At 72.4% G+C, this 26422-nt stretch carries 19 protein-coding genes and 1 pseudogene; 5 read left to right on the plus strand and 15 right to left on the minus strand.

Annotated features, from left to right (window positions below):
- Nucleotides 1-25: 25 nt before the first annotated feature.
- The 6 genes and pseudogenes from EKG83_RS34545 to EKG83_RS34565 all read right to left on the minus strand — a co-directional run.
- Nucleotides 26-1024, minus strand: a complete 999-nt coding sequence (locus tag EKG83_RS34545) for a LacI family DNA-binding transcriptional regulator (protein WP_033434967.1) — start codon at nt 1022-1024, stop codon at nt 26-28.
- Nucleotide 1025: 1 nt separating this feature from the next.
- A complete protein-coding gene (locus EKG83_RS34550; RefSeq protein WP_063741516.1) occupies nt 1026-3551 on the minus strand; it encodes a beta-glucosidase family protein in 2526 nt (841 codons plus the stop codon).
- Nucleotides 3552-3817: 266 nt separating this feature from the next.
- Entirely contained in the window at nt 3818-6751 is a 2934-nt protein-coding gene (locus EKG83_RS34555; protein WP_033434966.1) for a glycoside hydrolase family 48 protein, read from the minus strand.
- Nucleotides 6752-6937: 186 nt separating this feature from the next.
- The gene (locus EKG83_RS34560; RefSeq protein ID WP_084717078.1) at nt 6938-9883 is read right to left on the minus strand and encodes a glycoside hydrolase family 9 protein; all 2946 of its coding nucleotides are present in this window, start codon (nt 9881-9883) and stop codon (nt 6938-6940) included.
- A gap of 198 nt (nt 9884-10081) precedes the next feature.
- Nucleotides 10082-10474 carry a cellulose binding domain-containing protein gene (locus tag EKG83_RS48635; protein ID WP_228122968.1) on the minus strand — a complete coding sequence of 131 codons (393 nt, stop codon included), beginning with the start codon at nt 10472-10474 and terminating at the stop codon, nt 10082-10084.
- Nucleotides 10466-12289 (minus strand): annotated as a pseudogene (locus EKG83_RS34565) (glycoside hydrolase family 3 protein); the annotation flags it as partial. The gene EKG83_RS48635 and the pseudogene EKG83_RS34565, both read right to left, overlap by 9 nt.
- 411 nt (nt 12290-12700) lie before the next feature.
- On the opposite strand from EKG83_RS34565, the gene EKG83_RS34570 reads away from it, so the two are divergent.
- The 3 genes from EKG83_RS34570 to EKG83_RS34580 all read left to right on the plus strand — a co-directional run bounded on the left by EKG83_RS34570 (nt 12701) and on the right by EKG83_RS34580 (nt 14837).
- Nucleotides 12701-14116 carry a glycoside hydrolase family 6 protein gene (locus EKG83_RS34570; protein WP_228122325.1) on the plus strand — a complete coding sequence of 472 codons (1416 nt, stop codon included), beginning with the start codon at nt 12701-12703 and terminating at the stop codon, nt 14114-14116.
- Nucleotides 14117-14196: 80 nt separating this feature from the next.
- Entirely contained in the window at nt 14197-14457 is a 261-nt protein-coding gene (locus tag EKG83_RS34575; protein ID WP_033431832.1) for a hypothetical protein, read from the plus strand.
- Nucleotides 14454-14837: a YchJ family protein gene (locus EKG83_RS34580; protein WP_033431833.1), complete on the plus strand. Its 384-nt coding sequence runs from the start codon at nt 14454-14456 to the stop codon at nt 14835-14837. Before EKG83_RS34575 ends, EKG83_RS34580 begins: the two co-directional genes overlap by 4 nt.
- Nucleotides 14838-15128: 291 nt before the next feature.
- On the opposite strand, the gene EKG83_RS34585 is transcribed toward EKG83_RS34580, so the two are convergent.
- From EKG83_RS34585 to EKG83_RS34610, 6 genes are all read right to left on the minus strand, one after another.
- Nucleotides 15129-16223, minus strand: a complete 1095-nt coding sequence (locus EKG83_RS34585; protein WP_033431834.1) for an MCE family protein — start codon at nt 16221-16223, stop codon at nt 15129-15131.
- Complete coding sequence (locus EKG83_RS34590; protein ID WP_033431835.1) at nt 16220-17188, minus strand: MCE family protein; 969 nt, start codon at nt 17186-17188, stop codon at nt 16220-16222. Before EKG83_RS34590 ends, EKG83_RS34585 begins: the two co-directional genes overlap by 4 nt.
- Entirely contained in the window at nt 17185-18192 is a 1008-nt protein-coding gene (locus EKG83_RS34595) for an MCE family protein (RefSeq protein ID WP_033431930.1), read from the minus strand. Before EKG83_RS34595 ends, EKG83_RS34590 begins: the two co-directional genes overlap by 4 nt.
- Nucleotides 18192-19172, minus strand: a complete 981-nt coding sequence (locus EKG83_RS34600) for an MCE family protein (RefSeq protein ID WP_033431931.1) — start codon at nt 19170-19172, stop codon at nt 18192-18194. Before EKG83_RS34600 ends, EKG83_RS34595 begins: the two co-directional genes overlap by 1 nt.
- The gene (locus EKG83_RS34605; protein ID WP_033431836.1) at nt 19169-20185 is read right to left on the minus strand and encodes an MCE family protein; all 1017 of its coding nucleotides are present in this window, start codon (nt 20183-20185) and stop codon (nt 19169-19171) included. The genes EKG83_RS34600 and EKG83_RS34605 overlap by 4 nt, the downstream gene beginning before the upstream one ends.
- 247 nt (nt 20186-20432) lie before the next feature.
- Nucleotides 20433-21524 (minus strand): MCE family protein, encoded by a 1092-nt coding sequence (locus EKG83_RS34610; RefSeq protein WP_194282960.1) that lies wholly within the window; start codon nt 21522-21524, stop codon nt 20433-20435.
- A gap of 237 nt (nt 21525-21761) precedes the next feature.
- Between EKG83_RS34610 and EKG83_RS34615 the strand changes: the two genes are divergently transcribed.
- Complete coding sequence (locus tag EKG83_RS34615; protein ID WP_051766095.1) at nt 21762-23003, plus strand: PucR family transcriptional regulator; 1242 nt, start codon at nt 21762-21764, stop codon at nt 23001-23003.
- On the opposite strand, the gene EKG83_RS34620 is transcribed toward EKG83_RS34615, so the two are convergent.
- Nucleotides 22972-23625, minus strand: a complete 654-nt coding sequence (locus EKG83_RS34620) for a hypothetical protein (protein WP_033431837.1) — start codon at nt 23623-23625, stop codon at nt 22972-22974. The two genes, EKG83_RS34615 and EKG83_RS34620, sit on opposite strands and share 32 nt — an antisense overlap.
- 190 nt (nt 23626-23815) lie before the next feature.
- Here EKG83_RS34620 and EKG83_RS34625 point away from each other — a divergent pair, with 190 nt between their 5' ends.
- Nucleotides 23816-24745: a DUF6801 domain-containing protein gene (locus EKG83_RS34625; RefSeq protein WP_153278650.1), complete on the plus strand. Its 930-nt coding sequence runs from the start codon at nt 23816-23818 to the stop codon at nt 24743-24745.
- 63 nt (nt 24746-24808) lie between these two features.
- Here the strand turns inward: EKG83_RS34625 and EKG83_RS34630 are convergent, their stop codons facing one another.
- Nucleotides 24809-25519 (minus strand): hypothetical protein, encoded by a 711-nt coding sequence (locus tag EKG83_RS34630; protein WP_033431838.1) that lies wholly within the window; start codon nt 25517-25519, stop codon nt 24809-24811.
- A gap of 132 nt (nt 25520-25651) precedes the next feature.
- Entirely contained in the window at nt 25652-26386 is a 735-nt protein-coding gene (locus EKG83_RS34635) for an ANTAR domain-containing response regulator (protein ID WP_051766099.1), read from the minus strand.
- Nucleotides 26387-26422: the final 36 nt, after the last annotated feature.

Raw genomic sequence — 26422 nt, forward strand, 5'->3', positions numbered from 1 at the left:
GGCCGCCCGCGCGGGGCGCCGGGGGTCAGCGCGCGGTGCTGGCCCGCTCGGTCAACCGCGGCGGCAGCAGCGTCAGCGGGGGCGTCGGGGTGCGGTCGAGCTTGGCCATCAGCAGCGCGACCGCGTGGTGGCCCAGCTGCTCGGCGGGCACCGCCACCGAGGTCAGCGGCGGCGTCATCCGCTCGGCCAGGTCGTCCGGGCAGATCGCGACCACGGCCACGTCGTCGGGCACCTTGCGGCCCAGCGTGCGCAGCACCTCCACCACCGACGGGAGCGCGGCCTCGTTGTGCACCACCAGCCCGGTCACCGCCGGGTGCCGGTCGAGCAGCCCGGTGATCGCCACCCGCACCGACTCGTGGTCGGGCTCGGTGGGCAGGGTGGTGGAGGCCACGCCGCGCCGCATGGCCGCCGCGCTGAACCCGGCCATGGTGCGGTGGGCGAACCCGGTGTCGCGCTGGTAGACCGCGCGCGGCGCGCCCACCAGCGCCACGGAGGCGTGCCCGAGGTCGGCCAGGTGGTCCACGCACCGCGCGCCCGCCTCGGCGAAGTCCAGGTCCACGCAGGTCAGCCCGGCCGCGTCGGCGGGGAACCCGATGAGCACCGAGGGGCGGTCCAGCTCGCGCAGCACCGGCACCCGCTCGTCGTGCATCTCCACGTCCATCACCAGCAGGCCGTCGACCTGGGCGCTGCCCGCCACCCGGCGCAGGCCCGCCGCGCCCTGGTCCGCGGTCACCAGCAGCACGTCGTGCTCGTGCCGGCGGGCCGCGTTGGCCACCGCGACCACGAACTGCATCAGCACCGGCATGTTCATGCCCTCGCGCACCGGCAGCACCAGCGCCAGCACGTTGGCCCGGTTGCTGGCCAGCGACCGGGCGCCCGCGTGCGGGTGGTAGCCCAGGGCGCGCACGCTCGCCTCCACCCGCGCCTTGGTGGCCGAGGAGATCGAGCGCCGCCCGGTCAGCACGTACGACACCGTGCTGGGCGCGACACCCGCGTGCCGCGCGACATCGGCGATGGTGACCACGTCAACGCACCTCCCGCACCCGCACGCCCGCCGCCTCGGCGGTGAGCACCAGCGCCGCGCCGTCGAACGAGACCCGGGTGCCCGGCGGCGCGGCCCGCTCGCCGGGGACCACGTCGTGGAACGCGAGCCAGGCGCCCGCGCGGGTGAACTCGACCTCGTCGTCCACCAGCCGCACGCCGTCGCAGTCGTCGAAGTCCACCGCGCGCAGCACGCCCGAGCGCGGCCCGACCCGCTCGCCCGGCACGTCCACCACCAGCCGCGCCCGGACGTCGCGCGACGAGGAGCCGACCAGCAGCTCGTACCGCCCGGCCGCCACCACGCGCCGCCCCGCGGCCACGTCCCAGTGCCACAGATTCTCCACCGGCAGCTCGACGGTCGCGGTCTCCCCCGGTCCCAGGTGTACCCGGCGGAACGACTGGAGCCTGCGCACGGGCTGCCGCACCGGGTGCTCGGGCGCGGCCGAGTACAGCTGCACCACCTCGGCGCCGGCCACCTGCCCCGTGTTGGTCACCGACACCCGCGCGACACCCCCGGCGTACTCGAACCCGGAGTACTCGAAGGTCGTGTACGACAGGCCGTGGCCGAAGGGGAACAGCGGCTCGCCGGTGAAGTAGAGGTAGGTGCTCCCGGCCCGGATGATGTCGTAGTCGAGGATGTCGGGCAGGTCGTCGTCGGAGCGGTACCAGGTCTGCGGCAGCCGGCCCGACGGGGAGAACGCCCCGAACAGCGCCTCGGCCACCGCGCGGCCCTGCTCCTGCCCGCCGTGCGCGGTCCACAGGACCGCCGGCAGGTGCTCCTCCTCGCCCCCCAGGGCGTACGGGTAGCTGCTGACCAGCACCAGCGCGGTTCTCGGGTTCGCCTCGCGCACCGCCCGCACCAGGTCGAGCCACGGCAGCCGCAGCGTGGTGCGGTCCTGGGTCTCCCGGCCGTTGACGTGCGGGTCGTTGCCCAGCACCAGGACCACCGCGTCGGCCGAGGCCGCCACCCCGACCGCCGCGGCGATCCCGTCCACCACCACCTCGACGGTGAACGGTCCGGTGTCGGTGCCCCGCACCTTGTTGCGCAGCACCACGGCGTCGCCCTCGAACCGGGGCTCGAACAGCTCGCGCACGTCCCACCCGCCCGGCATGGCCGCCTTCGCCACCAGCGAGCCGTCCTCGGCCACGCCGAGGTAGCGGCGCGAGCCCACGTCGCGCAGCGTCCACACGCCGTCGCCCCAGTCGAACCGGTCGAACAGCGCCCGCTCGCCCAGGCCGACCACGCCGCCGCGCACGCCGAGGTAGCGGCCGTCCGCCGCGCGCAGCGCGATCCGGTCGACGCCCTCGTGGTGGGTCACCGAGGTGAACTGCTCCAGTCCTCTTCGGACGGTCACCTGGTAGGGGAGCGTGCCGCTGTACCAGTCCTCGAACAGGGTGTCCGCGTGCGTGCCGATGACGGCGAGTTCGGTGCCCGGCCGCAGCGGCAGGAAGGAGTCGTTGCGCAGCAGCACCACGGCCTGCCGCGCGGCCTCCAGCGCCAGCTCGCCGTGCGTGCCGATGACGTCCGGCCCGATGGCCGCGTACGGGTTGTCCTCCGGCGGGTCGAACTCGCCGAGCCGGAACCGCAGCCGCAGCACGTTGCCCACGGCCCGGTCGACCGCGGCCCGGTCGAGCAGCCCTTCCTTCAGCGCCGTGGTCACGCTCTCGACCATCAGCGCCGGGTCGGCGTCCTGGTCGGTGAAGCTGTCCAGCCCGGCCCTGATCAACGCCGCGTGCGCCTCCACCTGCGTGGACAGGTAGCCCTGCACCCCGGCCACGTTCGACGGCGCGTACGCGTCGCTGACCACGGCCAGCCCCTCCGGGGCCCGGGGGCGCAGCTCCGCCCCGATCAGCGGGCTCAGGTGCGCGGGTCGGCCGTTGACCAGGTTGTACGACGGCATCACCGCCACCGCCGCGCCCGCCTCGACCGGCCCCAGGAAGCACGGCAGCTCGTACTCGTGCAGCACCCGCGGCCGCAGGTCCGACGACGTGGTGCAGCGGTCGTCCTCGTTGTTGTAGCCCAGGAAGTGCTTCAACGTCGGCGCGGTGCGCAGGTACCGCGGGTGATCGCCGCGCAGGCCGCGCGCGTACGCCGTGCCCATCGCCGCGGTCAGCACCGGGTCCTCGGCGTAGCCCTCCTCGTTGCGGCCCCACCGCGGGTCGCGCAGCGGGTTGACCACCGGCGCCCACACGTTCAGGCCGTTGGCCAGCGGGTCGCGGCGGTGGAAGCCGCGCGACTCCACGCCGACCGCCTCGCCGACCCGCGCCACCAGGTCGGTGTCCCAGGACGCGCCGAGGCCGACCGCCTGCGGGAAGACCGTGGCCTCGCCGCGCCAGGCCACGCCGTGCAGCGCCTCCGAACCGGTGCGGAACGCCTCCAGGCCCAGCCGGGGCACGGCGGGCTGCCACTGGTGCAGCAGCGCCACCTTCTCCTCCTCGGTCAGCCTGCCGAGCAGGTCGGAAAGCCTCTCTTCGACCGGCAGCGCCGGATCGCGGAACGGCAGGCCCACGGCACACCTCTCGTGCTGGTCGAATACCTCGAACACCCAGCTCTCTGAATCGAATCGTTTCGATTCACGGTTCTGAACATCCCAGGCAGTGGGACCGAGCGGGATGTCCAAAAATGTGGCACAGCTCTCCCCGCGCGTCAACACCGAAGTTTCGAGGAAGTTTCGTTCGACCGTTCGAATCGAATGCGTTCGATTCGATAAAAAGAAACGCCGAACACCCCCCTCACCACGTCGTGAGGGGGGTGTCGGCGACCTTCGGCTTGCTGCTACCCGAACAGCTCCACGTGCAGCTGGAACGCCGTGGCGATCTCAGCCTGCGCCCAGAAGCGGTGGTAGGTGAAGGTCGGCGCGGGGCCGCCGTCCAGGTACGCCTGGACCTTCGGCCAGTCCGGGTCCTGCTTGAACATGGACCGCATGCCCAGGAAGGACACGCCCGGCTTGATCTGGTCGCCGTTGGGCATGGTGCCCGACCAGCCCGGGGGCACGTACGGACCCTCACCGGTCGACGAGTTGTAGACGTCGTCGAAGCGGTTGTAGTCCTTGCGCTCCTCCGGCACCGCGATGCCCTTGTCGTCCTGGTGCGCCAGCAGCGCCGTCAGCAGGCCCTCGCCCACGGTCCGCGCCTGGGCGTTGCCCGACTTGGCCGCGTAGTTGAGCAGGGTCTTGGCGTAGGACGCGGCGATGCCGACGTCCTGGCTGAAGTTGAGCACCCGGACGCGCAGGTTCGCGTTGGAGCCGGGGTTGGAGGCGTTCCAGGTGTCCGGCGCGCCGCTCCACTCCAGGTCCGACGGGATCTGGAACTGGCCGTTCGTGCCGACGGTGGTGTTCGCGATGGCCCAGGGGACCCACTTGTCGAGGATCTTCTTGGCCGCCGCGTTGCCCGTCATCTGGTACAGCGAGGCGGTGCGCTCCATCTGCCACGCCTGGAAGCCGAACCAGCGGTTCGACGGCGGGTCGTGCCACACGGGGTGGGGCTCGTAGAACATGCCGTAGAACGTCGGCGTGCCGGAGGGCGGCGTGCCGTACTGGCCGTTCCAGGTGTTCGTGACACCGCCGGCGATGGCGCCGTCGGCGGACTGCAGCCACTGCAGCAGCTCCAGCTGGCGGGTCAGCGAGGTGGCCCAGTCCTGCTGGCCGGTGGCCGACTTCGGCTTCAGGGCCGCCACGTTGGACAGCGCGTACGCCGCCAGCGGGTTCTGGTAGCCCTGGTGCGAGGCGCCGTCACCGATGCGCCACGCCCAACCGGCGGACGTGTCCGTCGCGCCGCCCCACGCGTAGTACCAGGACATCAGGTAGTGCGCGCTGTCCTTGCCGGTACCACCCGGGCACGAGGTCGGGCTGGTGCAGTTGCCGATCTTCTTGAAGTACTTGTCGAACATGGCGTAGCGCAGGTAGTCGCCCATCTTGGCGGCCTTCTCGATCTCCGAGGAGATCTCGGACGCCTTGCCCTGCGCGGTCGCCCACTGCTGGGCCAGCAGCGCCACCTGCACCGCACGCGCGTCGGCGTCCGGGGCGTTGGTGTACTTCCACTGCTTGGCGTACGAGGAGTCCTTGGTGAACAGGTCCAGGAAGCCGTTGGGCCCACCGTGCTTGAACGTGTCGCAGGACGGCTGCGGGATGGTCTCCCACACCGACTCGGACGAGCCGCGCTGGTAGGTGTTGATGTACGCGGGCGCCGTGTTGGTGCCGTCGCCGCACCGGCCGAAGCCGTAGGTGTTGTCGACGTCGAGCAGCCAGTGCATGCCGTAGATGTCGCTGTTGCCGTACGCCGACTTCAGCTCGGCCGCGATCGGGTCGCGACCCACCGGGACGTTGGAGTCCAGCTGCGACGGGTACGAGCTCATCTGCGGGTGCTCCGGCGCGTAGGTCGCCGGCTTGGACGCGTCGTACTTGTCGTTGGTCGGCTGGTCCGCCTTGGCCGGGATGATGTACTTCTCCATCGAGGCCCAAGCCTTCTTGAAGGAGGTCCAGTCACCGGTGATCCGGCCGTAGCTGGCCTCCAGCCACAGGTAGTAGCTGAACGCCTCGGACGTGGTCTGGTGACCGTGGTCCGGCGCCTCCACCATCAGCGTCTCGACCGAGTGGTAGGGCACCTTCAGGCCGTCGCTGAAGGTCCGGAAGTACCCGCTGGCCGGGTCGTGGATCTTGGCGTGCTGGTCCAGGAACGCCTGCTCGAAGTCGGACGCGTTGCCGTCGACCTCGCGGACCTCGACCGTGGCCGAGGCGATCCCCGTGGAGCTGGCGGTGAACGTGGCGGTGCCCAGGTCGCCGCCGTTGTTCGCCGAGGTGACCGTGACGTTCTGCTTGGTCGCCCAGTTGCTCGGGGTGAACGTCAGCGTCGCCGGGCCGGCCGTCAGGTCGGAGCTGCCGGCCGAGCGGGCCACCGTCACGGTGACGTTGCCGGTCGGCGCGGTGGCCAGCGAGAGGCCGAAGGTGCCGGTGTTGCCCTGCCGGATGCTCAGCGACGTCGGGCTGGCCTGGATGGCCTGCCCCGCCAGCACCCGGATGCCCACCTGGCTGGTCTCGGTCACGCCGCCCTTGTCGTCGGTGGCGCGCGCCGTGATGGCGTGGTCACCGACGCCCGCACCGCTCCAGGAGCCGGTGTACGGCGAGGAGGTGTCGGTGGCGACGACCACGCCGTCGGCGAGGAAGTCGACCTTCGACACGGTGCCGTCGGAGTCGCTCGCGGTGGCGGCCAGCGAGACCGCCTGGCCCGACTGGAACGCCTGGCCCGCCGTCGGCGAGGTCAGCGCGACGCTCGGCGCGACGTTCGGGCCGGTGCACCGGTTGCCGTTGATCGCGAAGTCGGTCGGGGCGTTGTTGGCGTTGGTCCACTGGCCGTTGAACCCGACCGAGACCTGGGCCCCCGTGGCGAGGTTGGGCGCCCAGCTCGGCCCGGCCACGGTCACCACGCTGCCGCTCTGGCTGAACGTGCCGTTCCAGCCCTGCTGCACGCGCTGCCCGTCCGGGAAGGTCCACGTGAGCCGCCAGTTGTTGACGGCGTCACCCTGGTTGCGGATGCTCACGCTGGCGCCGAAGCCACCGGGCCACTGGTTGGTCACCTGGTAGTTGACCGTGCACGCGACGGCGGCGTTCGCGACCGGCGCGACGAACGGCATAACACCCGCGGCGGTCGCCGCCGCGGCGATCAACGCGAGCGGTCCGGTTCGCAACCGTCCCGCTCTGGTGCGGTACCTCATGCGTCCTCCTCCTGCACGGATCAGCCATTGATCCGCGAGCTTCGGCGGCGGTGTGGTGGTGCGGCGGCGGTGTGGTGCGGTGGTGCTCGGGCTCGGGGTGGTGCTCGGGCTCCGGGGTGGTGCTCGGGCTTGGAGTCGGCACGGGGCGCCTGGGCGCGCAGAACGCCCCGTGCCGAGACTTGGGCGCTAGGGCTCGGCGCCCCAGACGAGGGTCCCGCCGCTGTAGGCGGTGACCCGGTCGAAGTCGGTCAGCGTCGCGCTGACCCGGTAGCTGTGGTCGTCGGCCTGGTTGAAGGTGGACCAGTCGGACTTGGCCACCCGCAGCTGGATGTCCCCGGTGCTCGCGCCGGCCGCGAGCGTGCCCGCGGTGAACGAGACCTGGAGGTAGGAGTCGGCGCCGGGGCGCGCGGTGGGCAGCTTGACCACCGTGGCCCGCACGTTCGCGCAGCCGACCACCGCCCAGTCGCAGAACACCTGGTAGTTGGCGTTGGCGGTGTCCCCGGTGAACCAGTACCGCAGGGTCGCGGTCGAGCGGTCGACCGCGCTCTGCCCCCGGTTGACCAGCGCCAGCGCGGTGCCGATCTGGTTGGCGGTCGCGGAACCGCCGCCGCGCTGCTGCACGGCCAGCGCGCCGCTGCTCGCGGCGGTGGTCCGGAAGGCGACCGCGGCGCTCGGCGAGGAGAGGTTGCCGGAGGTGTCCTTCGCCCGGACGGTGAAGGTGTACGCGGTGTCCGGGGTCAGGCCGGTGAGCTGGGCGCTCGGGCCGGTGGCGGTCGCGGCGACCGTGCCGTCCGGGCGCAGCACCTCGTAGCCCGCCACGGCCTCGTTGTCGGTGGACGCGGTCCAGCTCAGCGTGGCGCCGGTGGCGGTGATCGCGGAGGCGGTCGGCGTCCCCGGCGCGGTGGGCGCCTCGCGGTCGCCGGTGGCGTCACCGGTGACCAGCGTGACCACCGCGGTCGCGGAGGTGTTGCCCGCGGCGTCCCGGGCCCGCACCGCGAAGGTGTACGAGGTCGCCGGGGTCAGGCCGGTGAGCTGGAACGCCGGGGTGGCCGTGGCACCTGCGAGCGTGCCGTCCGCCCGGAGCACGTCGTAGCCGGCCACCCCGACGTCGTCGGTGGACGCGGTCCAGCTCAGCGTGGCGCTGGTGGCGCCCACGTTCGTGGCCCGCAGGCCGGTGGGGACGGACGGGGCCTCCCGGTCCACGACGGCCGGGCCGGGCTCGCGGCCCCACTGCACCGCGCCGTCCTGGACGAGGGTCAGGCGGTCGGTGAGCGCGACGGTGTTGCCCTGGCCCAGCCCCTCGTAGGACCAGTCGTTCGACGGGTCCCAGGTGCCCGCGCTGGTGATGCGGAACTGCACCTCGTGCCGGTGCGCGGACTGGCCGCCCGGGTACACGTCGGGGCAGGGGACGTCGACGTAGTAGACGCGGCCGCTGTGCTGCTTCGGGGCGCTGGGCGTGCCGCACTGGTTGTAGTTCGTGGTGACGGTCACCTGCTCGGGCGTGGTGGTGCCGTCGAGGGTGAAGTAGTAGCGCAGCGAGCCGTTGAAGGTGCGGGCGGGCCACGCGGTCTTGTTGATCACGAACGCCTTGACCTCGGTGAACCCGGCCGCCTGCTGGTTGACCGACGCCTGCACGGTCAGCTCGGGGCCGTCGGTGGTCTCGGCGACCGGGAAGTTCGCCAGGGGCGTGCCGCCGTACTCCTTGTAGAGGCGGGCCAGCGCGCTGGTGAAGCCGGCGTTGTAGTCGAGCGCGACCTCGTTGGCGACGAAGTCGGTGCGGTCGTCCTTGTAGCTGTCGTTGTTGGTGCCGGGGCCGCCGACCAGCGCGCCGTAGAGGACGTGCCGGCTGGTCGCGGGCTCCTGCATGGTGTCGGCCCACGCGCCGTGCGCGGTGCGGTGGTGCGGGTTGCGCGGCGGGTTGGCGCCGAAGCCGACGACGTAGCTGGAGCTGCGCGGGTTGTCGCCCAGCGCGTAGTTGATCTGGCGGACGCCGAAGTCGTGGTAGGTGGCGGCCCTCGCGGCGTCGCGGCTGCGCAGCCAGTCGCTGTGGACCAGGGCGACGAACGCGGTGTTGGCCGCGTAGCGCAGCGAGCCCCAGGTGTCGAGGTGGGCCTGGCCGCCGGGCGAGTAGCGCACCCGGTTGCCGTTGTAGCCGGTGGACCAGTAGTCCAGCCACCTGTTGGTGTCGTCGACGTACTGCTGCTCGCCGGTGAGCCTGGCCATCAGGGCGTACGCGCCGTAGGACTTGTCGTCCCAGGCGATGGTCCACCGGTAGGAGCGCGTGGTGGTCTGCGGCTCGGTGGACAGCTTCGGGTACTCGGCCTTGGCCTTGTCCAGGTAGGCGGCGTCACCGGTGGCCCGGTGCAGCCAGATCGCGCCCCAGACCAGCTCGTCCTGGTAGCCGCTGTGCGAGTTGTAGAACTTCGCCGCGTCGGTGATGCAGGAGCTGTACTTGCCGCGGTAGGTGTCGGCGAAGCTGTAGAGCTGCTTGGCGTGGGTCAGCAGGGTGGCCGCGTAGGTCGGGTCGCTCTGCTTGAACACCATGGAGGAGGCGGCCATGGCGGCGGCGTACTCGCCCGCGAGGTCCGAGCCGGGGCAGGAGGCGTCCACCTTGTACGACGGGCGGCCCATCCGCATGGCCTCGGCCGCGCCCCACCACTTGTGGTCGTCGTCGCCCGCGCCGACCTGCCCGTAGACCACGTTGGGCGACGGGTGGGCCTTGATGATCCAGTCCGTGCCCCACCTGAGGTTGGCCATCAGGTACCGGAGCTGCCCGGATGCCTCGTAGGCGTCCCGGTTCTCCACCGCGCCCCACGCGAGCATGGTCATGGTGGCCGCGAACGGCAGGCCGAACTTCACGTGGTCGCCCGCGTCGTAGAAGCCGCCGGACAGGTCCAGGCCCGCGTCCTGGCCGTCGCGCAGCGCCGAGTCGCCGCGCCAGTTCACGCGGTTGTCGGCGGGCAGCTTGCCCGACCGCTGGGCGTCGTAGAACCAGATCGACTTCTGCAGCGCCTCGCCGTAGTTGAACGCGGGCGCGGCCACCGCGGCAGGGGTCTGGAGCGGTGTGAGCAGCAGGGCGCCGACCAGCACGGCGAGCGTGCCGGACAGCGCTCTGTACATGCGTCGTCGCATGCGGTGCCTCCGTGGGGCAGGGCGGTGGAGGTTCTGGGAGCGCTCCCAGTTCGGGACTGTAACGCCATCGAAACACCGTGAAAAGAGGGTTCGACCACAAAGCCTTGACAAGTTCGGCCCAGTGGCTTCCGCCACATGGGCTGATCGCAGGCCCCCGTTGGTCCGGATGACGCAAGGTTGGGGAGCGCTCCCAGAAGGTCATCGCGCCCGGCAGGTCGGCTCCGGGGTCGACGCCGGGCCGTTCGCGGTGTAGCCGAAGGTGGCCGAGGCGTTCGGGGCGAGGGTGCCGTTCCACCCCGCGTCGTCGACCGAGACCTGTGAACCGGACTGGGTGAGCCTGCCGTTCCACAGGCTGGTGATCGTCTGCCCGGCGGCACCCCAGGCGACCGTCCAGCCGCCCAGCCGCGCGGTGCCGCGGTTGGTGACCGTGACCTCGGCCTGGAAACCGCCCTGCCACGAACCGGCCACGCGGGTGGTCGCCGTGCAGCCCTCGTCCGGCGGCGCGGTGGTACCGGTGGTCGTGGTCGTCGTGGTGGTGGTCGTCGTCGTGGTCGTCGTGGTCGTGCTCGTCGTGGTGGGGCCGTAGCTCAGGCCGTGGCCGAGGGGGTAGAGCGGGGTCTTGCCGTCACCGGCGTTGATCGGCTGCTGCGAGGAGCTGTTCATCCAGGTCACGGGCAGCGTGCCGGTGGGGTTGTAGTCGCCCAGGAGCACGTCGGCCACGCCGCGCCCCTCGGTGCCGGGCAGCCAGGAGGCGAGCAGCGCGTTCCAGTTGCCGACCTGCCCGGCGACGTCCAGGGGGCGGCCGGAGACGAGCACCACGACGACCGGGACGCCCGCCGACCGGAGCCGGTCGATCGTGCCCAGGTCCTCCTGGTCCAGGCCCAGCCCGTTGGGCCGGTCGCCCCGCCCCTCCGCGTACGGCGCCTCCCCCACCACCGCGACCGCCGCGGTGTAGGAGCGGTCCACGCCGTTGCCGTAGCGCTCGTAGGTGACGTTGGCGCCCGCGTCGCGGAGCCCTTGGAGGATCGTGGTGCCCGGCGTGGTGTTGCCGCTGCCGCCCTGCCAGCTGATCGTCCACCCGCCGCTCTGGTAGCCGATGTCGTCGGCCGACTTGCCGGCCACGAAGTACCGGCCGGCGCGCGACAGCGGCAGCACGCCGTCGTTGCGCAGCAGCACCTGCGACTTCCGCACGGCCTCGCGGGCCAGCTCGCGGTGGGCGGCCGAGCCGACGGTCCCGGTCAGCGAGCGGTCGGTGTACGGGCGCTCGAACAGGCCCAGCTCGAACTTCTTGGCCAGGATGCGGCGGTTGGCGTCGTCGACGCGGGCCTGGCTGACGCGACCGGCCTGGACCTCGGCCTTGAGCAGCGAGGTGAACCGCGCGTAGTCGTGCGGGACCATGACCATGTCGATGCCGGCGTTGACCGCCGCGGCGACCTCGGCGCCGGTGAAGCCGGTCGCGCCGTCGAGCTGGTCGACGCCCGCCCAGTCGGAGACCACGAAGCCGGCGAAGCCCAGCTCGCCCTTGAGCAGGTCGGTGATCAGGTAGCGGTGGCCGTGCGCCTTGACGCCGTTCCAGCTGCTGTAGGAGATCATCACCGAGCCGACGCCCCGCCGGACCGCGGCCTGGAACGGCGGCAGGTGGACGGCGCGCAGCTCCTGCTCGGGAATCCGGGCGTCGCCCTGGTCCTTGCCGCCCGCGGTGCCGCCGTCGCCGATGTAGTGCTTGGCGGTGGCCAGCACGGAGCGGTTGTCGCCGCCGAGCACGGCGCCCTGGAGGCCGTCGACGTAGGTGGTCATGGCGGTGGCGATCTCGGGCACCTCGCCGAACGACTCGTAGGTGCGGCCCCACCGGTCGTCGCGCGCCACGCACAGGCAGGGCGCGAAGTTCCAGTCGACGCCGGTGCCCGCGACCTCGGTCGCGGTGGCCGCGCCGACCCGCCGGACCAGCTCGGGGTCGCGGGTGGCGCCGAGGCCGATGTTGTGCGGGAAGATCGTGGCGCCGCGGACGTTGTTGTGGCCGTGCACGGCGTCCACGCCGTAGATCACCGGGATGCCCAGCGGGGTGGACGTGGCCACGCGCTGGAACTGGTCGTACATGTCGGCCCACGCCTGCGGGGTGTTCGGCGTGGGCGCGGAGCCGCCGCCGGAGAGCACCGAGCCGATCCGGTAGGTGGCCAGGTCGGAGACGGGGTCCAGGGCGGCCCGGTCGACCTGGGTCATCTGGCCGACCTTGTCGTCGAGGGTCATCCGGGCCAGCAGCTGCTCGACCCGCGGGTCGGCCTGGGCGACCCGGGCGACGGCCACCGGTCGCGGGTCCGGGACCAGGACCGCGGCGGTGAGGGAGGCGGTCGCCAGGAGGGCGGTGGCCGCGGCCACCGCGAGGGGCCGGGAGGGGGTGCGCGTCATTGCGATCCTCCGGGGAACGTGGTCTGGGAGCGTTCCCACAGTAAGAGCGCACCCTTTCCAGCACCAGATCTGCTGCTTCCGGCCTCCTTCCCACTGCTCCCTCCGGCCGAATTTCGTCGAATCTTCGATAACAACCTCAAGCGCCGCGCGAGGCGAGCCCGTTCCCCGACCGGCCCAATATCCGGCAAGATCTGCGCACGGAGCGTGATTTCACCGCTGTAATTTTTGCCCACTCGGCCCGCGAACGGTGTTCATCCAGCGCTGCCCTCACCCACCGTGAAAGAACCGCAGGGCCACCCGCCGGAGAGGGCCTCTTTTCCTCAGCGTTTCCGACTGGCTACAGTCCTGCCACCTGGGAGCGCTCCCAGTCCCGGTCAGATCCCGTTGCACCGACGCTGCGAGGACCCTCCGATGCACTCATCGAACGCCCACGACCCCGGCCACGGCGGCCGGCGTCAGCGCCACCGGGGCCGCACGGCCGCCGCGACCGCGATGTCCGGCGCGCTGATGGCCGGCGCCGTCGCCCTGGTGCTCGGGAGCGGCACGGCCGCCCAGGCGGCTGATTCGCCGTTCTACGCCGATCCGTCGAGTTCGGCGGCGCGGTGGGTGGCGCAGAACCCGGGCGACTCGCGGGCGGGGGTGATCCGGGACCGGATCGCGTCGGTGCCGCAGGCGCGGTGGTTCACCACGACCAACACCTCGTCGGTGCGGTCGGAGGTCAGCGCGTTCGTGGGTGCGGCGGCGTCGGCGGGCAAGATCCCGATCCTGGTGGTCTACAACATCCCCAACCGGGACTGCGGCGGGGCCAGCGGCGGTGGCGCGCCCTCGCACTCGGCCTACCGGGCGTGGGTGGACGAGGTCGCGGCCGGGCTGGCCGGCCGTCCGGCGTCGATCGTGCTGGAACCCGACGTGCTGCCGATCATGTCCAACTGCCAGGACGCCAACCAGCAGGCCGAGACCCGGGCGTCGATGGCGTACGCGGGCAAGCGGCTCAAGGCCGGCTCGTCGCAGGCGAGGGTGTACTACGACATCGGCAACTCCGCCTGGCTGACCCCGTCCGAGGCGGCCAACCGGCTGCGCGCCGCCGACATCTCCAACAGCGCCGACGGCATCGCCTCCAACGTGTCGAACTACCGCTGGACCTCCGACGAGGTCAACTACGTCAAGAACATCCTCAACGCGGTGGGCGACTCCCGGCTCAAGGCCGTGATCGACACCAGCCGCAACGGCAAGGGCCCGCTGGGCGAGGAGTGGTGCGACCCGGCCGGCCGGGCCATCGGCACGCCGAGCACGACCACCACCGGCGACTCCCGCATCGACGCCTTCCTGTGGGTCAAGCTGCCCGGCGAGGCCGACGGCTGCATCGCCCAGGCCGGCCAGTTCGTGCCCCAACGCGCCTACGACCTGGCCATCGCCGCCGGCCCGATCACCACCACCTCAACGACCACTTCGACCACCACCACTACTTCTACTACTTCGACCACTACCACCACGACGACGACCACCCAGCCTCCAGGGGACGGTTGCCGGGTGTCGCACCGCGTGGTGAGCCAGTGGTCCGGCGGTTACACCGGTGAGATCGTCATCGAGAACCGGGGCGCGTCCATCGACGCCTGGACCCTGACGTTCTCCGCACCCGGTGTGACCGTTTCCCAGGGCTGGAACGGGACGTGGAGCGACGCGGGCGACACCGTGCGCGTCACCAACGCGTCCTGGAACGGCAGGCTCGCGACCGGTGGTACCGCGACCATCGGTTACAACGCGAGCTACAACGGAAGCACCCCACCGTTCAGCTCTCCCACTTTGAACGGTGCGGTGTGCGCCTGATGCCGTGACCAGCCCACCCGGCGGCTCCCCTCCCCGACTGGCAGTCAACGGGAGGGGAGCCGCTTTTATATGCTCGACCGGTGACCGACCCGATGGACGCCACCGCCCTGGCCGGCGACCCGACCGCGTCCCCCGAGGCCCTGTCCCGCCTGGCCGACGACCCGAGCCCGGCGGTCCGCGCGGCGCTGCTGGCCAACCCGTCCCTCCCCGCCGACCTGCGCTACCAGGTGCACGCCGGCCTGCGCGCCGACGCCGCCGCCGGCAACGGCGAAGCCGAGAACCTGCTGGCGTGGCTGCGCTACGACCGCTCCGACCGCACCGCGTGCGACCGCCCCGAATGAGCACCGAGCCACCCCGCTGCCCGTGCGACTCGGGCGAGCGCTACCCCGACTGCTGCGCCCCCTACCACGAGGGCCGCCGGAAGCCGCCGACCGCCGAAGCCCTCATGCGCTCCCGCTACAGCGCCTTCGCCCTGGCCCACGAGGACTACCTGCTCGCCACCTGGCACCCCAGCACCCGCCCACCCTCCCTGGACCTGGACCCGGACCAGCGCTGGACCCACCTGGAAGTCCTCAACCGCACCGACGGCACCCCCTTCCAGACCACCGGCACCGTCGAGTTCCGCGCCCACTACCGCTGGCGCGGCGAACGCGACGAACTCCACGAAACCAGCCGCTTCACCCGGGAATCCGGCACCTGGTACTACGTGGGCCCAACGTAGAACTCACCGGTCCTAACCGCATGACACGCGGGACTTGACCGCATGACACGCGGGTCCTGAACGCATGACACGCCGGTGAAAGCGCTCCCACCCCGGGCGTGTCCTCCACTCAGACACCGCGAGTCGAACCTTCAGGCCCCCCGTGTCGAACCTTCAGGACCCCCGAGTTCTACGTTCGGGACCCGCGTGTCATGCGTTCAGACCTCGCGTGTCATGCGTTCAAGCCCGGCGTGTCATGCGTTGGGGACCCGCGTGTCATGCGTTCGGGGCGCCTGAGGTCTGCGTTCGGGGTCAGCGCGGGGCGTTTTGGGAGCCTCGGACGCCGGTGCCCGAGTCGCGGGGCAGGGTGCAGCTCGCCGCGGTGTTGAACGGCCCGGGGACGGTGTCCAGGCCCGACTTCTTCTGCGTGCCCTCGTACCCGGCCTCGCAGGGGGGCGGCTCGAAGAAGGTCAGGGCCAGCCCGAAGGAGGCCCGCCCGTCGCGCACCGCCTCCCCGCCCACCGACACCGCGTCCGGCACGGTCACCAGCACCTGCTCCACCTGCCCCTGCCGCGTCACCAGCACGTCGGCCGTGGTCAGCAGGTTCGCCAGCACCACGCCCAGGTTCGGCCCGGACTCCCGCAGCACCGCGCTCACCTCCGCCGCCGCACCCGGCGCCGCCGCGATGAGCCGCCGCAGGTCGCCGTCGGAGGCGCGCAGCCGCTCGGCCACCAGCACCGCGTCGTCGGCGAAGGAGTTGATCGCCGCCGAGTGGTCCAGCTGGGTCTTCAGCACCACGGCCGAGTCGTCGAGCAGCCGGGCGGTCCGGGGCAGGTGGTCGGCCGCGGTGTCGACGAAGTCGACCGTGGCGTCGAGCAGCGCCTGGAGGTCGGGCCCGGTGCCGCGCAGCGCGGTGTCCAGCTCGTCCACCACGGTCCGCAGCGCGTCCACCGGCACGGACCGCGCCAGGTCGTCGAGGCTGGTCAGCACCTTCTCCACAGGCGGCGGCAGTTTCGTCCGCCCCTGGTCGATCACCGAGCCGTCGGTCAGGAACGGGCCGCTCCCGCCGCGCGGCCGCAGGTCCACGTACTGCTCGCCCACCGCCGACCGGTTGGCCACCACGGCCTCCAGGTCGGCCGGGATCGGCGGCGCGCCCGCGTCGATGCGCAACTCGGCCTCGACCTGCCCGCCGCCGAGCCGGATCTCGCCGACCCGCCCCACGGGCACGCCCCGGTAGGTCACCTCGCCGCCGGTGAACAGGCCGCCGGTGCGGGGCAGCTCCAGCCGCACCGCGTACCCGTCGTCCAGCACGACCAGGCCCGCGTACCTGGCGCCGACGTAGCTGACGCCGAGCAGGGCGATCACCGCGAACAGCGCGACCTGCACCTTGATCCGCCGCGTCGTCATCGCGACCCCGCCGGGGGTTCCAGCGTCAGGTACGCGTTGAGGTAGTCGCCCTTGATGCCGTCCAGCACCGCGTCGGTGAACGGGAACGTCAGCAGCAGCTCCAGCGACTGCGGCAGGTCCTGCCCGGACTCGGCCAGCCGCCGCAGGGTCGGTTCCAGCGCCCGCAGGTCGGCCAGCAGGTCGTCGCGGCCGCGGTCGACCACGTCCACCGCCACGCCCGACAGGTCGTTCAACGCGTCCAGCAGCCCGACGAGCTGCCCGCGCTGCTCGTGCAGCACCCGCAGCCCGGGTTCCAGCCCGTCCAGCACCTCGCCGATCTCCCCCTTGCGCGCCGCCAGGTTCGCCGCGAGCCGGTCCACGCCCTCCAGCGCCCGCGTGATCTCGCCCTTGTGCCGGTCCAGCGATCCGGTGAACGACTCCACTGTGGACAGCAGCGACCGCACCGCGGCCTCGTTGCCCGACAGCGCCGCGCTCAGCTCCCGCGAGATGTCCCGCAGCTGCCCGATGCCGCCGCCGTTGAGCAGCATGGACAGCGCGCCGAACACCTCCTCCACCTCGGGGTTGCGGTTGGTCCGCGCCACCGGCACCACCGCGCCGTCCACCAGCGGCGACGACGCGCGCTGCCCGGGTGGCGCCAGCTCCACGTACTTCTCGCCCAGCAGGCTGGACTGGCGCAGCCGCGCCACCGCGTTGGCGGGCAGCAGCACGTCGCCGCGCACGGCCACCCGCACCAGCGCGGTCGAGCCGTCCTCGGAGAGCCCGATGTCCTCCACCTCGCCCACCGGCACGTCGTCGACCTTGACCGCCGCGTGCGGCACGAGGTCCAGCACGTCGTCGAACTCCACCGTCACCCGGTACGGCCGGTCGCCCAGGTCCGCGCCGCCGGGCAGCGGCAGGTCGTAGGCGCTCGGCAGCGAGCACCCGGTGAGCACCAGCACCGACAGCAACGCCGCCCACCGCCTCACCGGGCACCCCCCGGCACGCTCAGCAGGTCGGTCACGAACTCGTTGAGGTTGGTCCGCGCGTTCAGCGTCCCGGTACCCGGGTCGTAGGCCCGGACCACGTTGTGCAGCGCCACCGGCGCCACCTGAAGCACCTCGGTCAGCGACGCCTGCTGCTCGACCAGGGAACCGGTCAGCACCGCCAAGTCATCCACACTGGACTTGATGCGGGACCGGTTGTCCCGCAAGAAGTTCCGCACCTGCTCCAGCGCGCCGGCCAGCTCGCCCAGCGCCGCGCCGAGGTCGTCGCGCTCGGCGGCGAAGAACCCGGACACGTCGGCGAGCTGGTCGGCGAGCTGCCCGACCTGCCGGTCGTTGGCGGCCAGCACCGAGGTGAACGACTGGAGGTCGTCCACCGTGGCGAACAGGTCGTCGCGGGACCCGGCCAGCGTGCGGGCCGCGTCGGCGAGCTGCCGGATCGACTCGCCCAGCGCGCCGCCGTTGCCGTCGAGGTTGGCCGCGCCGGTGCGCAGCAGGTCGGACAGCGCGCCGTCGCGGTTGGCCCCGTCGGGACCCAGCGCGGTGAGCAGCGTGTCCAGGCTCTCGTACAGCTCGTCCAGCTCGACGGTGCCCGCGGTGCGCGCGCTGGGCACGACCGCGCCTGGCGCGAGCTTGTCGCCGCCGGTGTAGGCGGGCGCGAGCTGCACGTACCGGTCGGCGACGATGTTGGGCGACACGACGACGGCGCGGGCGTCGGCGGGCACGTCCACGCCGGGGTCCAGCTCCAGCTCCACGCGCACCGACCCGCCCTCGGGCGCCACGCCGACGACCCGGCCGACCCGCACCCCGAGCACCCGCACGTCCGAACCCCCGTACACGCCGACGGCCGCGGTGAAGTAGACGGTGACCAGCGTGGTGGCGGGCCGCAGGAAGACCCACCACACCGCGGCGGTGGCGACCAGCACCAGCACGAGCCCCTGGGCCAGCGCGACGACCAGGCGCCGCCTGCCCCGCGTGCGGACGAACATCAGCGGCCTCCCGGCGTGCAGTCGCGCGGCGCGCCGGGCGTGGTGACGAGCCCGCACACGTAGGTGTCGACCCACTGGCCGTTGCCCAGCGAGTTGTTCAGCAGCCGGTAGTACGGCCCGGCCAGGGCCAGGCCCCGGTCCAGCGCCTCCTGGTTGTCCCGCAGCACGTCGGTGACGCGCTCCAGCTGCTCCAGGGCGGGCCGCAGCTGCTCGGAGTTGTCCGCGACGAGGCCGGAGATCTGCCTGGACAGCTCGCGGGTGCCGTCGAGCAGCCTGCCGATGGCCTCCCGGCGGGCGGAGACCTCCTCCAGCAGCAGGTTGCCGTCGGTGATCAGGGCGGCGAAGTCGTCGTTGCGCTCGGCCAGCACCCCGCTGACCCTGCTCGCGCCCCGGACCAGGGCGGCCAGCTGCTCGTCGCGCGAGGAGATGGTCCTCGACAGCGCGGACAGGCCGTCCAGCGCCTGCTTCACGTGCCGCGGCGAGTCGCGGAAGGTGTCGGAGAGCACCCGGAAGCTCTCCGCCAACTGCCCGGTGTCGATCCGGCCCGCCGTGTCGGCCAGGCCGCTGAACGCCTCGATCACGTCGTACGGCGAGGTGGTGCGCTCCAGCGGGATGGTGCCGGTGAGCGGTTCGCGGCCCTCGGAGTCCACCGCCAGGTACTTCTGCCCGAGCAGCGTCTTGATCCGGATCTCGGCCCGGCTGCGGTCGCCCAGCCGCACGCCGGACACCCGGAACGCCACCCGCACCCGCCCCTCGTGCAGCCCGACGTCGGTCACCGCGCCGACCTTCAGGCCGGCCACGCGCACCTCGTCGTCGACCCGCAGCCCGGCCGCCTCGGTGAACTCGGCGGTGTGCCGCTCGCCGGCGCCGAAGAACGGCAGGTCCTCCAGGAACAGGGTGAGCACGGTGGTGACCGCGATGACCAGGAGGCCCACGGCCCCCAGCAGCACCGGTCGGCCGGTGATCCATCGGGCTGTCATCGGCGGCACCTCGATTCGGTGACGGGGATGCCCACCGGCGGTCCGCCCGGCGCGGGCTCGGCTTGCGACGAGGCGAAGCACAGGTAGAAGTTGAGCCAGGAGCCGTAGGAGGCGGTGCGGCCGATCGCCTCGAACTTCACCGGCAGGTTGCGCACGAACGGCTCCAGCTCGGGCGCGTTGCCGAGGTTGCCCGCGAGCAGGCCGAGTTGGGCGATGTCGTCCTTGAGCGGCTGCCGCCCCTGCTCCAGCAGCGAGGCGGTGCTCTCGCCCAGCGCGGCCAGGCCCGCGATGGCGTTGCCGATGGGCTGCCGGTCGGCGGCGAACCCGGAGACCAGCTCGCGCAGCGACAGCACCAGCTCGCTGAACCGGTTGTCGCGCGAGTTCACCACGTCCAGCACGGCGTTGAGGTTCGTCACGACCTGGCCGATCACGTCGTCCTTGGCGGCCAGCGCGGTGGTCAGCGACGCGGTGTGCGCGAGCAGGCCCTCCACCGTGCCGCCCTCGCCCTGGAGGACCTGGATGATCTCCTGGGCCAGCTTGTTCACGTCGTCCGGGTCCAGCGCCTGGAACAGCGGCCTGAACCCGTTGAACAGGGTGGTCAGGTCGAGCGCGGGCGTGGTGCGCTCGACCGGGATGAGCCCGCCGGGTGGCAGCCGGTCGGCCAGGGGCCCGGCCGGCTGGTCGAGCGAGACGTACCGCTGGCCGACCAGGTTGCGGTACTTGATGGTGGCGGTGACGTTCGCGGACAGCGGCCGGTCGTCGGCGACGGAGAACCCCACGTCCACCAGCTCGTCGTCGACCAGCTCCAGCGACTCGACCTGGCCGACCTTGACGCCCGACATCCGGACCTCGTCGCCCTCGGCCAGCGCGGTCACGTCGGTGAAGCGGGCGAGGTAGGTGTCGGTGTCGCCGACCTCGCTGCCCGCGATGGTGGCGGCGAGGAAGCCGGTGGCGGCGACGGTGACCACGACGAAGACCAGGAACTTGGTCAGCGGTGCGGCGATGTTCCTCATCCGGCGCTCCTCACCCGGCACCCGCCCGCTCGACGCCCGTTCACCCGCTCACCCGCCGGACACCCGCCCACCCCGCGCCCCTCCACCCCGCGCCCGCCCATCCAGCGCCGGTCCGACCCGTGCCCGACCACCCGGCACCCGCCTGTCCAGCGCCCGACCACCCCGAGCCGGCCCACCAAGTGCCCGACCACCCGGCGCCCAACCACCCGGCGCCCAACCAGCCCACGCCCAACCACCCCACGCCCGCTCATCCGGCCGCCATCAGCAGCCCGGCCCAGTCGGGCACCTGGTCCGCCGCGACCGCCGTCACCGGCCCGGCCGGGCAGTGCGGCGTGCCGCCGGGCCGGACGACCGGCTCGTCGCGACCGGGCAGGTACCGCTCGGCCGGCGGCACGACGGTGACGTTCGCGTGCACCCCGGGCTCGTCGGTGCCCTTGCCCAGCATCTGGTCCACCCGCAGGCGCAGCTCGTTGACCGCGCGCAGCACGCAGGGGAACTCCGGCGAGTAGGTGGCGAGCAGCTCCAGGGTCGGCCGGGCCCGGTGGGCCAGGTCGACGGCCACCCCGCCGTGCCGGCTGAGGAACCCGGTGAGGTCGGCCGAGGCGGTGGTCAGGCCCGCGTAGACGGCGTCGAGGTCGGCGCGCTGCGCGGCGACCGTGCGGCTGACCTCGGTGGCGTCCCGCAGCGCCCGGACCAGGTCGGGGCCCGCGTCCGCGTAGACCTCGGCCACGTCGGCGAACCTGGTGATGTCCTCGGTGAGCACCGGCAGCTTCGGGTTCAGCTCGCGCAGGTAGGCGTCGAGCGCGGTGATGGTGCGCCCCAGGTCCTCGCCGCGCCCGTCGAGCGCCTGCGCGACCGAGGTGAGCGTGGCCGCGAGCTTGTCCGGCCGCACCGCCTGGAGCGTGGGCATCAGGTCGGCCAGCACCCGCTCCAGCTCGACGGCGGTGGACGTGCGGTCCTGCTCGATCACGTCGCCGTCGCCGAGCGGGCCGGCGGGGTCCGCGGGCGGCTCCAGGCTGACGAACCGCTCGCCGAACAGCGTCTTGGGCAGCAGCCGCGCGGACACGTTCGCCGGGATGCGGTCCACCTGCGCGGGCTCGATGCCCAGCTCCACCTCGGCGCCGTCGCCGCGCGAGCGGACCGCGCGCACCTCGCCCACGCGCACGCCGAGCAGCTTCACGTCGGACTCCGCCTGGAGCTGGTTGCCGACGTGGTCGGTGCGCAGCAGCACGGTCACCCGCCCGGTGAACACCTCCCGGTACGCGGCGACCGACAGGCCGCACAACGCGACCAGCAGGACCGCGAACACCAGCCCCAGCACGCGACGCCGAAGTACCACTTGTATTCTCCGGGAAGCCAGTCGTTAATTTGCCGGATACACGTTACCGGTCGGTACGTTACGCACGGCCACACTAACGCACAAGCAACGCGACCCCTTTGTCAAGGACGTGACAAAAATCTGTTCCGGAACACTCACCGGGATACAAAAAGTCCACCGCGCCCTGGCGCCCCGGCGATCCCTGCGGCTACCAATGTCGTTCGGAGCGCAACCGAGCCGTCTGTGGGGGCGAGCTGCATGAACAGGACCGGGGAACTGCCGACCGCCGAGTTAGCGCGGATCGGTGACGTGGAGCTGTGGGAGCGTTTGCCGGCGGAGCTGGCGCCGAAGTTCCGGGCGCGCGCGGGTGACGTCGCGGTCGACATGGTCCGGGAGATCCAGCGCCAGATCGCGGAGTACTCGCAAAAGCTGGAGGGAATGTTCGGCCAGGTGGTGGTCGAGGGGGTGGAGCAGGCGATCCACCAGTTCATCGACCGGATGGTCGACCCGACCGCGGAAAGGGAGGACCGCGCCAAGCTCTTCCGGCTGCTGGGCAAGCTGGAGGTGAGCGCGGGCCGCAGCCTGGACCTGCTCCAGACCGCCTACCGGATCGGCGCGCGGGTGGCCTGGAGGCGGATCTCCGAGTTCGGCCAGACCGAGCGGGTGCCGCTGGCCACCATGTGCCTGATCGCCGAGGCGATCTTCGCCTACATCGACGAGCTGTCGCTGCGCTCGATGGAGGGCTACGCCGAGGCGCAGGCCCGGCAGGCGGGCGCGCTCCAGCGGCGGCGCAAGCGGTTGCTGGAGCTGATCCTCGGCGAGCCTGGCTACCACCCCAACGCGCTGGCGGACCTCGCGGAGGCGGCGCGCTGGCCGTTGCCGGACCGGGTGCTGGTGGTGGCCCTGGAGCGGCGCACCGACCAGCACCAGCTGCCGATCCCCTCGCTGCACGAGGACATCCTGATGGACCTGGAGGGCAGCGAACCGTGCCTGCTGCTCACCGACCCGGAGCGGCAGCTCGTGGCGCTGGAGCACAAGCTCGGCGGGTGGCGCGCGGCGGTCGGGCCGCTGGTGCCGCTGGCCGCGGCGCGGCAGTCGCTGCGCTGGGCGCGCCGGACGATCACGCTGATCCAGTCCGGGGTGATCCCCGACCGGCCCATCGTCGACACCGCCGAGCACCTGTCCACGCTGCTGCTGCTCGGCGACGAGGAGCTGGTGCGCGAGCTGGTCAAGCGGGCGCTGGCGCCGCTGGAGGGGCTCACGCCCAAGCAGCAGCAGCGGATGCTGGAGACGATGTCGGCCTGGGTGGAGACGCGGGGCAGCGCGCCGGAGGTCGCGTCGAGCCTGGCCGTGCACCCGCAGACGGTGCGCTACCGCCTGCGGCAGCTGGAGGAGCTGTTCGGCGCCAGGCTGCACGACCCGGACGCGCTGTTCGACATGGGCATCGCGCTGCGGGCGCTGCGGTTGCTCACGAGCCCTCCGGGAGCGCGGTCAGCGTGAGCTCGATGGTGTTGCCGGGTCCGGAGACCAGGCCGGTCATCAGCGGGTCCAGCCGCTCGCGGTCCTGGCACCCGCCGAACGCGGGGATGTCGTAGGTGCCCTTCAGCACGGTCGCCATCAGGTCGAACGGCCCGCTCACGTCGAGCGACAGGGGCTGGGCGGCGCGGCAGGCGGGTCCGACGCCCAGCGGCTGCGCGTTCACCGCCACGTCGTCGAGCCGCAGGTCGATCTCGCTGTGGGCCCGGATGTCACCCGCGGCGATGGTGCCGGTGACCTTGCCGATGGGGGTCATGTGGGTCTTCGCGGTGGTGGGCACGAACCCGAACACGACGAAGTAGCCGTCCGCCACGGGGAGCGTCAGGTCGCCGGTGATGGTGCCGTTGACCAGGTCGATCTCGGCCACCAGCCGGCCGGGGCCGATCGCCAGCTCGGACCCGAGCCTGGCGATCCGGGTGACCGCGTCGACCCGGTAGACGATCACGATGGTGACCGGCTGGACGGCCGCCGCCCCGGCCGCGGGCACCGGTCGCACCGGCGCCTGCGGTCGCGCCGGGCTCGGCGTCGGCGTCGGGGTGGCACCCAGCAGCGCGGCCAGCGCGACCAGGAGCACCGCGAGCTTCACCGGACCGCTCCATCCATTCTTCGAAACTACTTCCGGATCGGTCCGGACACAAGGAGGGATTTATTTGTCATCCCGGTGACAAGTTGTCCGGTCGGTTTTTGTTGGTCCGGTGCGAATAGTTGCCGCAACTATCGCGCAAAGATAGCTTACCGACCGGTAGCCCACGTCCCGGCACATTCAGGGAGAGATCATGGCATTACGACACCGGGTGGCCGCCCTCGGACTCGGCGCGGTCGTGGTCGGCTGCTCGGCCCTGCTGGGCGCCGCGGGCGTCGGCCACGCCGCCACGGCCACGCTGACGCTGGTCTACAGCTGCCCGTTCCCGCTCATCGGGGACCAGGACATGAGCGTGCGGATCGTGGCCGAGGACCTGCCCGGCCCCGGCGAGGCGGTCGCCGGGCAGCCGCTGCCGCCGGTCCGGGTCACCGCCACCGCGACCGTGCCGGAGCTGGCCACGCAGGGCCTCGTGCTGGTCGGCGCCGCGACCGTGGAGGGCACCGCGCGGGCGGTCACCGTCGTGGACAACGCGGGCACGCCGCTGGACGTCGCGGCGGACCTGGTCGTGCCCAGGACGCCCGTGCCGCCGTCGGGCGCGTTCGACACCGTGGCGACCGGCCAGGCGCCGTCGGTGACCCTGCCCAACGCGGGCGACACCACCATCACCGTGGGCGGGTTCGAGGCCACCCTGACCCCGAAGACCGCCGACGGCTCCGACACCGGCCTGGGCACCTTCCCGCTGCCGTGCACCCTCAAGCCGGGGCAGGACACCGTGCTGCACCGGGTCACCGTCCGACCGGGCGGCGGCTCGACGACCAGCTCCACCACGACGACCGGCTCCACCACGACCTCGGAGAGCACGAGCACCACCACGGGTTCGTCGACCACGACGACCTCCGGCACCACGACGTCGGGCGCCACCTCGTCCACCACGACCACGTCAACCGTCCGGACCACCACGACCACCACGACCTCACCCGCGGCCGTGGTCCCGGTCGGCACGAGCGGCGGCAGCAGGCTGGCGAGCACCGGCGCCTCGATCCGCGGCGCGCTGGTGCTGGGCGGGCTCCTGCTGCTCACGGGCGCCGCCACCCTGTTCCACCTGCGCCGCCGCCGCGCCTGACACAACGGCCGCACGACGAGGGCCGGCCCGCGCCGAGCGGACCGGCCCTCTCCTCGCGCGCGGCTAACCCGGCAGCCCCGGCAGCTCGCCGACCTGCTCCGGCGCGGGCGGCGTGATCTCGACCGGCGCGCCCCAGTCCCGGTAGTCGGCCACCCGCACCACGTCACCGCCCTCCGCGGGCGTCCGCACCTCGCTGCGCACCGGCAGGTCCTGCTCGTCCACCCACAGCCTGAGCACCGAGGGCTGCCCGTCGGCGCTCACCTCCGCCGTGTACCGGACGGTCCGCCGCCCGGACAGCTCCTCCTCGGCCCTGCCGGTGATCCGCGCGCCCTCGGGCAGCGCCTTGCGCAGGTCGGCGGTGTCGCGCAGCCGCACGGCGACCTCCGCCATGGCCTGCCCCAGGGGGTCGTTCGCGTCGTTCGGGTCGAGCCGCAGCCACGGCTTGTCCGGCTGCGGCGCCTGCCCCTGCGGGATGCGGACGAACAGCGCGTCCGGCACCATGACGTAGGCGACCTCCTCGGCGTCGCCCGGCGCGAGCCGGCACGAGGCGGCGAAGTCGGTGGTCCGCAGCTCGCAGGTGCCCCGACCGGCGGCCGAGAGGTCCAGGTCGACCACGACCGAGCGCTTGGCCTCGGCGGCCACCCGGGTCGCCTCGGCCAGCGCCTGCGGCGTGTCGAACGACCTCATCGCCGGCTCCGGCTCGGCCGTGCACGCGGGGACCGCCGCCAGCGCCGCGGCGGCGAGGCCCACCAGGGCCACACGGTTGGTGCGCATGCTCCTCCTCGGACCGGAAAACGGGGAATACCCCGACACCTTATCCGGGGAAATCGTTCCCGGAACCGGCCGAGCAGCAGTTGTTGCGCAATTTGAGGAAAGCGAGGACACATTTGTCAGGCGGATGACAAATCAGGGTCTTCGCACCGATCCCAGCAGGTTCCGGGCCACCTCGCGCAACTTGGTGTTGTGCTGCTGCGACTCGCCGACCAGCCGGGTGAACGCCTCGTCGGCGGTGATGCCGTAGGCGCCCATGAGCACGCCCTTGGCCTGGTCGATCTCCGCGCGCGACACCAGCGCCCGCTGGAGGTGCTCGACCAGCGCGCGCGACCGCTCGTACCGGCGGAACCCGGTGATGGCGGTGCACGCGGCGGTGACGAACAGCTTGAGCAGCGCCTCGTCGAACGGGTCGAACGCGTGCTCCTCGGAGCTGTAGATGTTGAGCGCCCCGAGCACGTCCTCCTCCTTGAGGACCAGCGGCGCCGACAGGTAGGCCCGCACGCCCGCGCGCTCGGCGGCGGCCGCGAACTCGGGCCACCGCACCCGGCCGACGTCGACCGAGACGCGGACCGGCCTGCGCTGCCGCGCCGCCTCCAGGCACGGGCCGTCGCCGGCGGCGTACTGGTCGGCGTCGACCTCGACGACCTTCCGGTCGGTGGCGGCGGCCGTGATGGGACCCTCGGGGGTCAGCACGGTGACGCCGACGTTCTCGGCGTCCGGGATGACCCTGGCGGCCGACTCGGCCAACTGCTGGAGCACGTCCTCCAACGGCTGGTCGTCGGCCAGGACGGTCGCCAGCTCCTCCAGCGCCTCGCTCGCCTCGTCCAGGAGGGTCGTGGGGACGTGCTCGTCGATGCTCACAGGCATTGTGTACACCCTGAACGCGATAATCGCCCCAACCAA

It is taken from the genome of Saccharothrix syringae (assembly GCF_009498035.1).
Classification (GTDB): Bacteria; Actinomycetota; Actinomycetes; order Mycobacteriales; family Pseudonocardiaceae; genus Actinosynnema; species Actinosynnema syringae.

Bases quoted from the DNA above. Each gene is read 5' to 3' on its own strand.
- EKG83_RS34555 (WP_033434966.1), bottom strand. From the start codon at position 6,751: ATGAGGTACCGCACCAGAGCGGGACGGTTGCGAACCGGACCGCTCGCG.
- EKG83_RS34560 (WP_084717078.1), bottom strand. From the start codon at position 9,883: ATGCGACGACGCATGTACAGAGCGCTGTCCGGCACGCTCGCCGTGCTG.
- EKG83_RS34570 (WP_228122325.1), top strand. From the start codon at position 12,701: ATGCACTCATCGAACGCCCACGACCCCGGCCACGGCGGCCGGCGTCAG.
- EKG83_RS34580 (WP_033431833.1), top strand. From the start codon at position 14,454: ATGAGCACCGAGCCACCCCGCTGCCCGTGCGACTCGGGCGAGCGCTAC.
- EKG83_RS34585 (WP_033431834.1), bottom strand. From the start codon at position 16,223: ATGACGACGCGGCGGATCAAGGTGCAGGTCGCGCTGTTCGCGGTGATC.
- EKG83_RS34595 (WP_033431930.1), bottom strand. From the start codon at position 18,192: ATGTTCGTCCGCACGCGGGGCAGGCGGCGCCTGGTCGTCGCGCTGGCC.
- EKG83_RS34600 (WP_033431931.1), bottom strand. From the start codon at position 19,172: ATGACAGCCCGATGGATCACCGGCCGACCGGTGCTGCTGGGGGCCGTG.
- EKG83_RS34605 (WP_033431836.1), bottom strand. From the start codon at position 20,185: ATGAGGAACATCGCCGCACCGCTGACCAAGTTCCTGGTCTTCGTCGTG.
- EKG83_RS34615 (WP_051766095.1), top strand. From the start codon at position 21,762: ATGAACAGGACCGGGGAACTGCCGACCGCCGAGTTAGCGCGGATCGGT.
- EKG83_RS34625 (WP_153278650.1), top strand. From the start codon at position 23,816: ATGGCATTACGACACCGGGTGGCCGCCCTCGGACTCGGCGCGGTCGTG.
- EKG83_RS34630 (WP_033431838.1), bottom strand. From the start codon at position 25,519: ATGCGCACCAACCGTGTGGCCCTGGTGGGCCTCGCCGCCGCGGCGCTG.
- EKG83_RS34635 (WP_051766099.1), bottom strand. From the start codon at position 26,386: ATGCCTGTGAGCATCGACGAGCACGTCCCCACGACCCTCCTGGACGAG.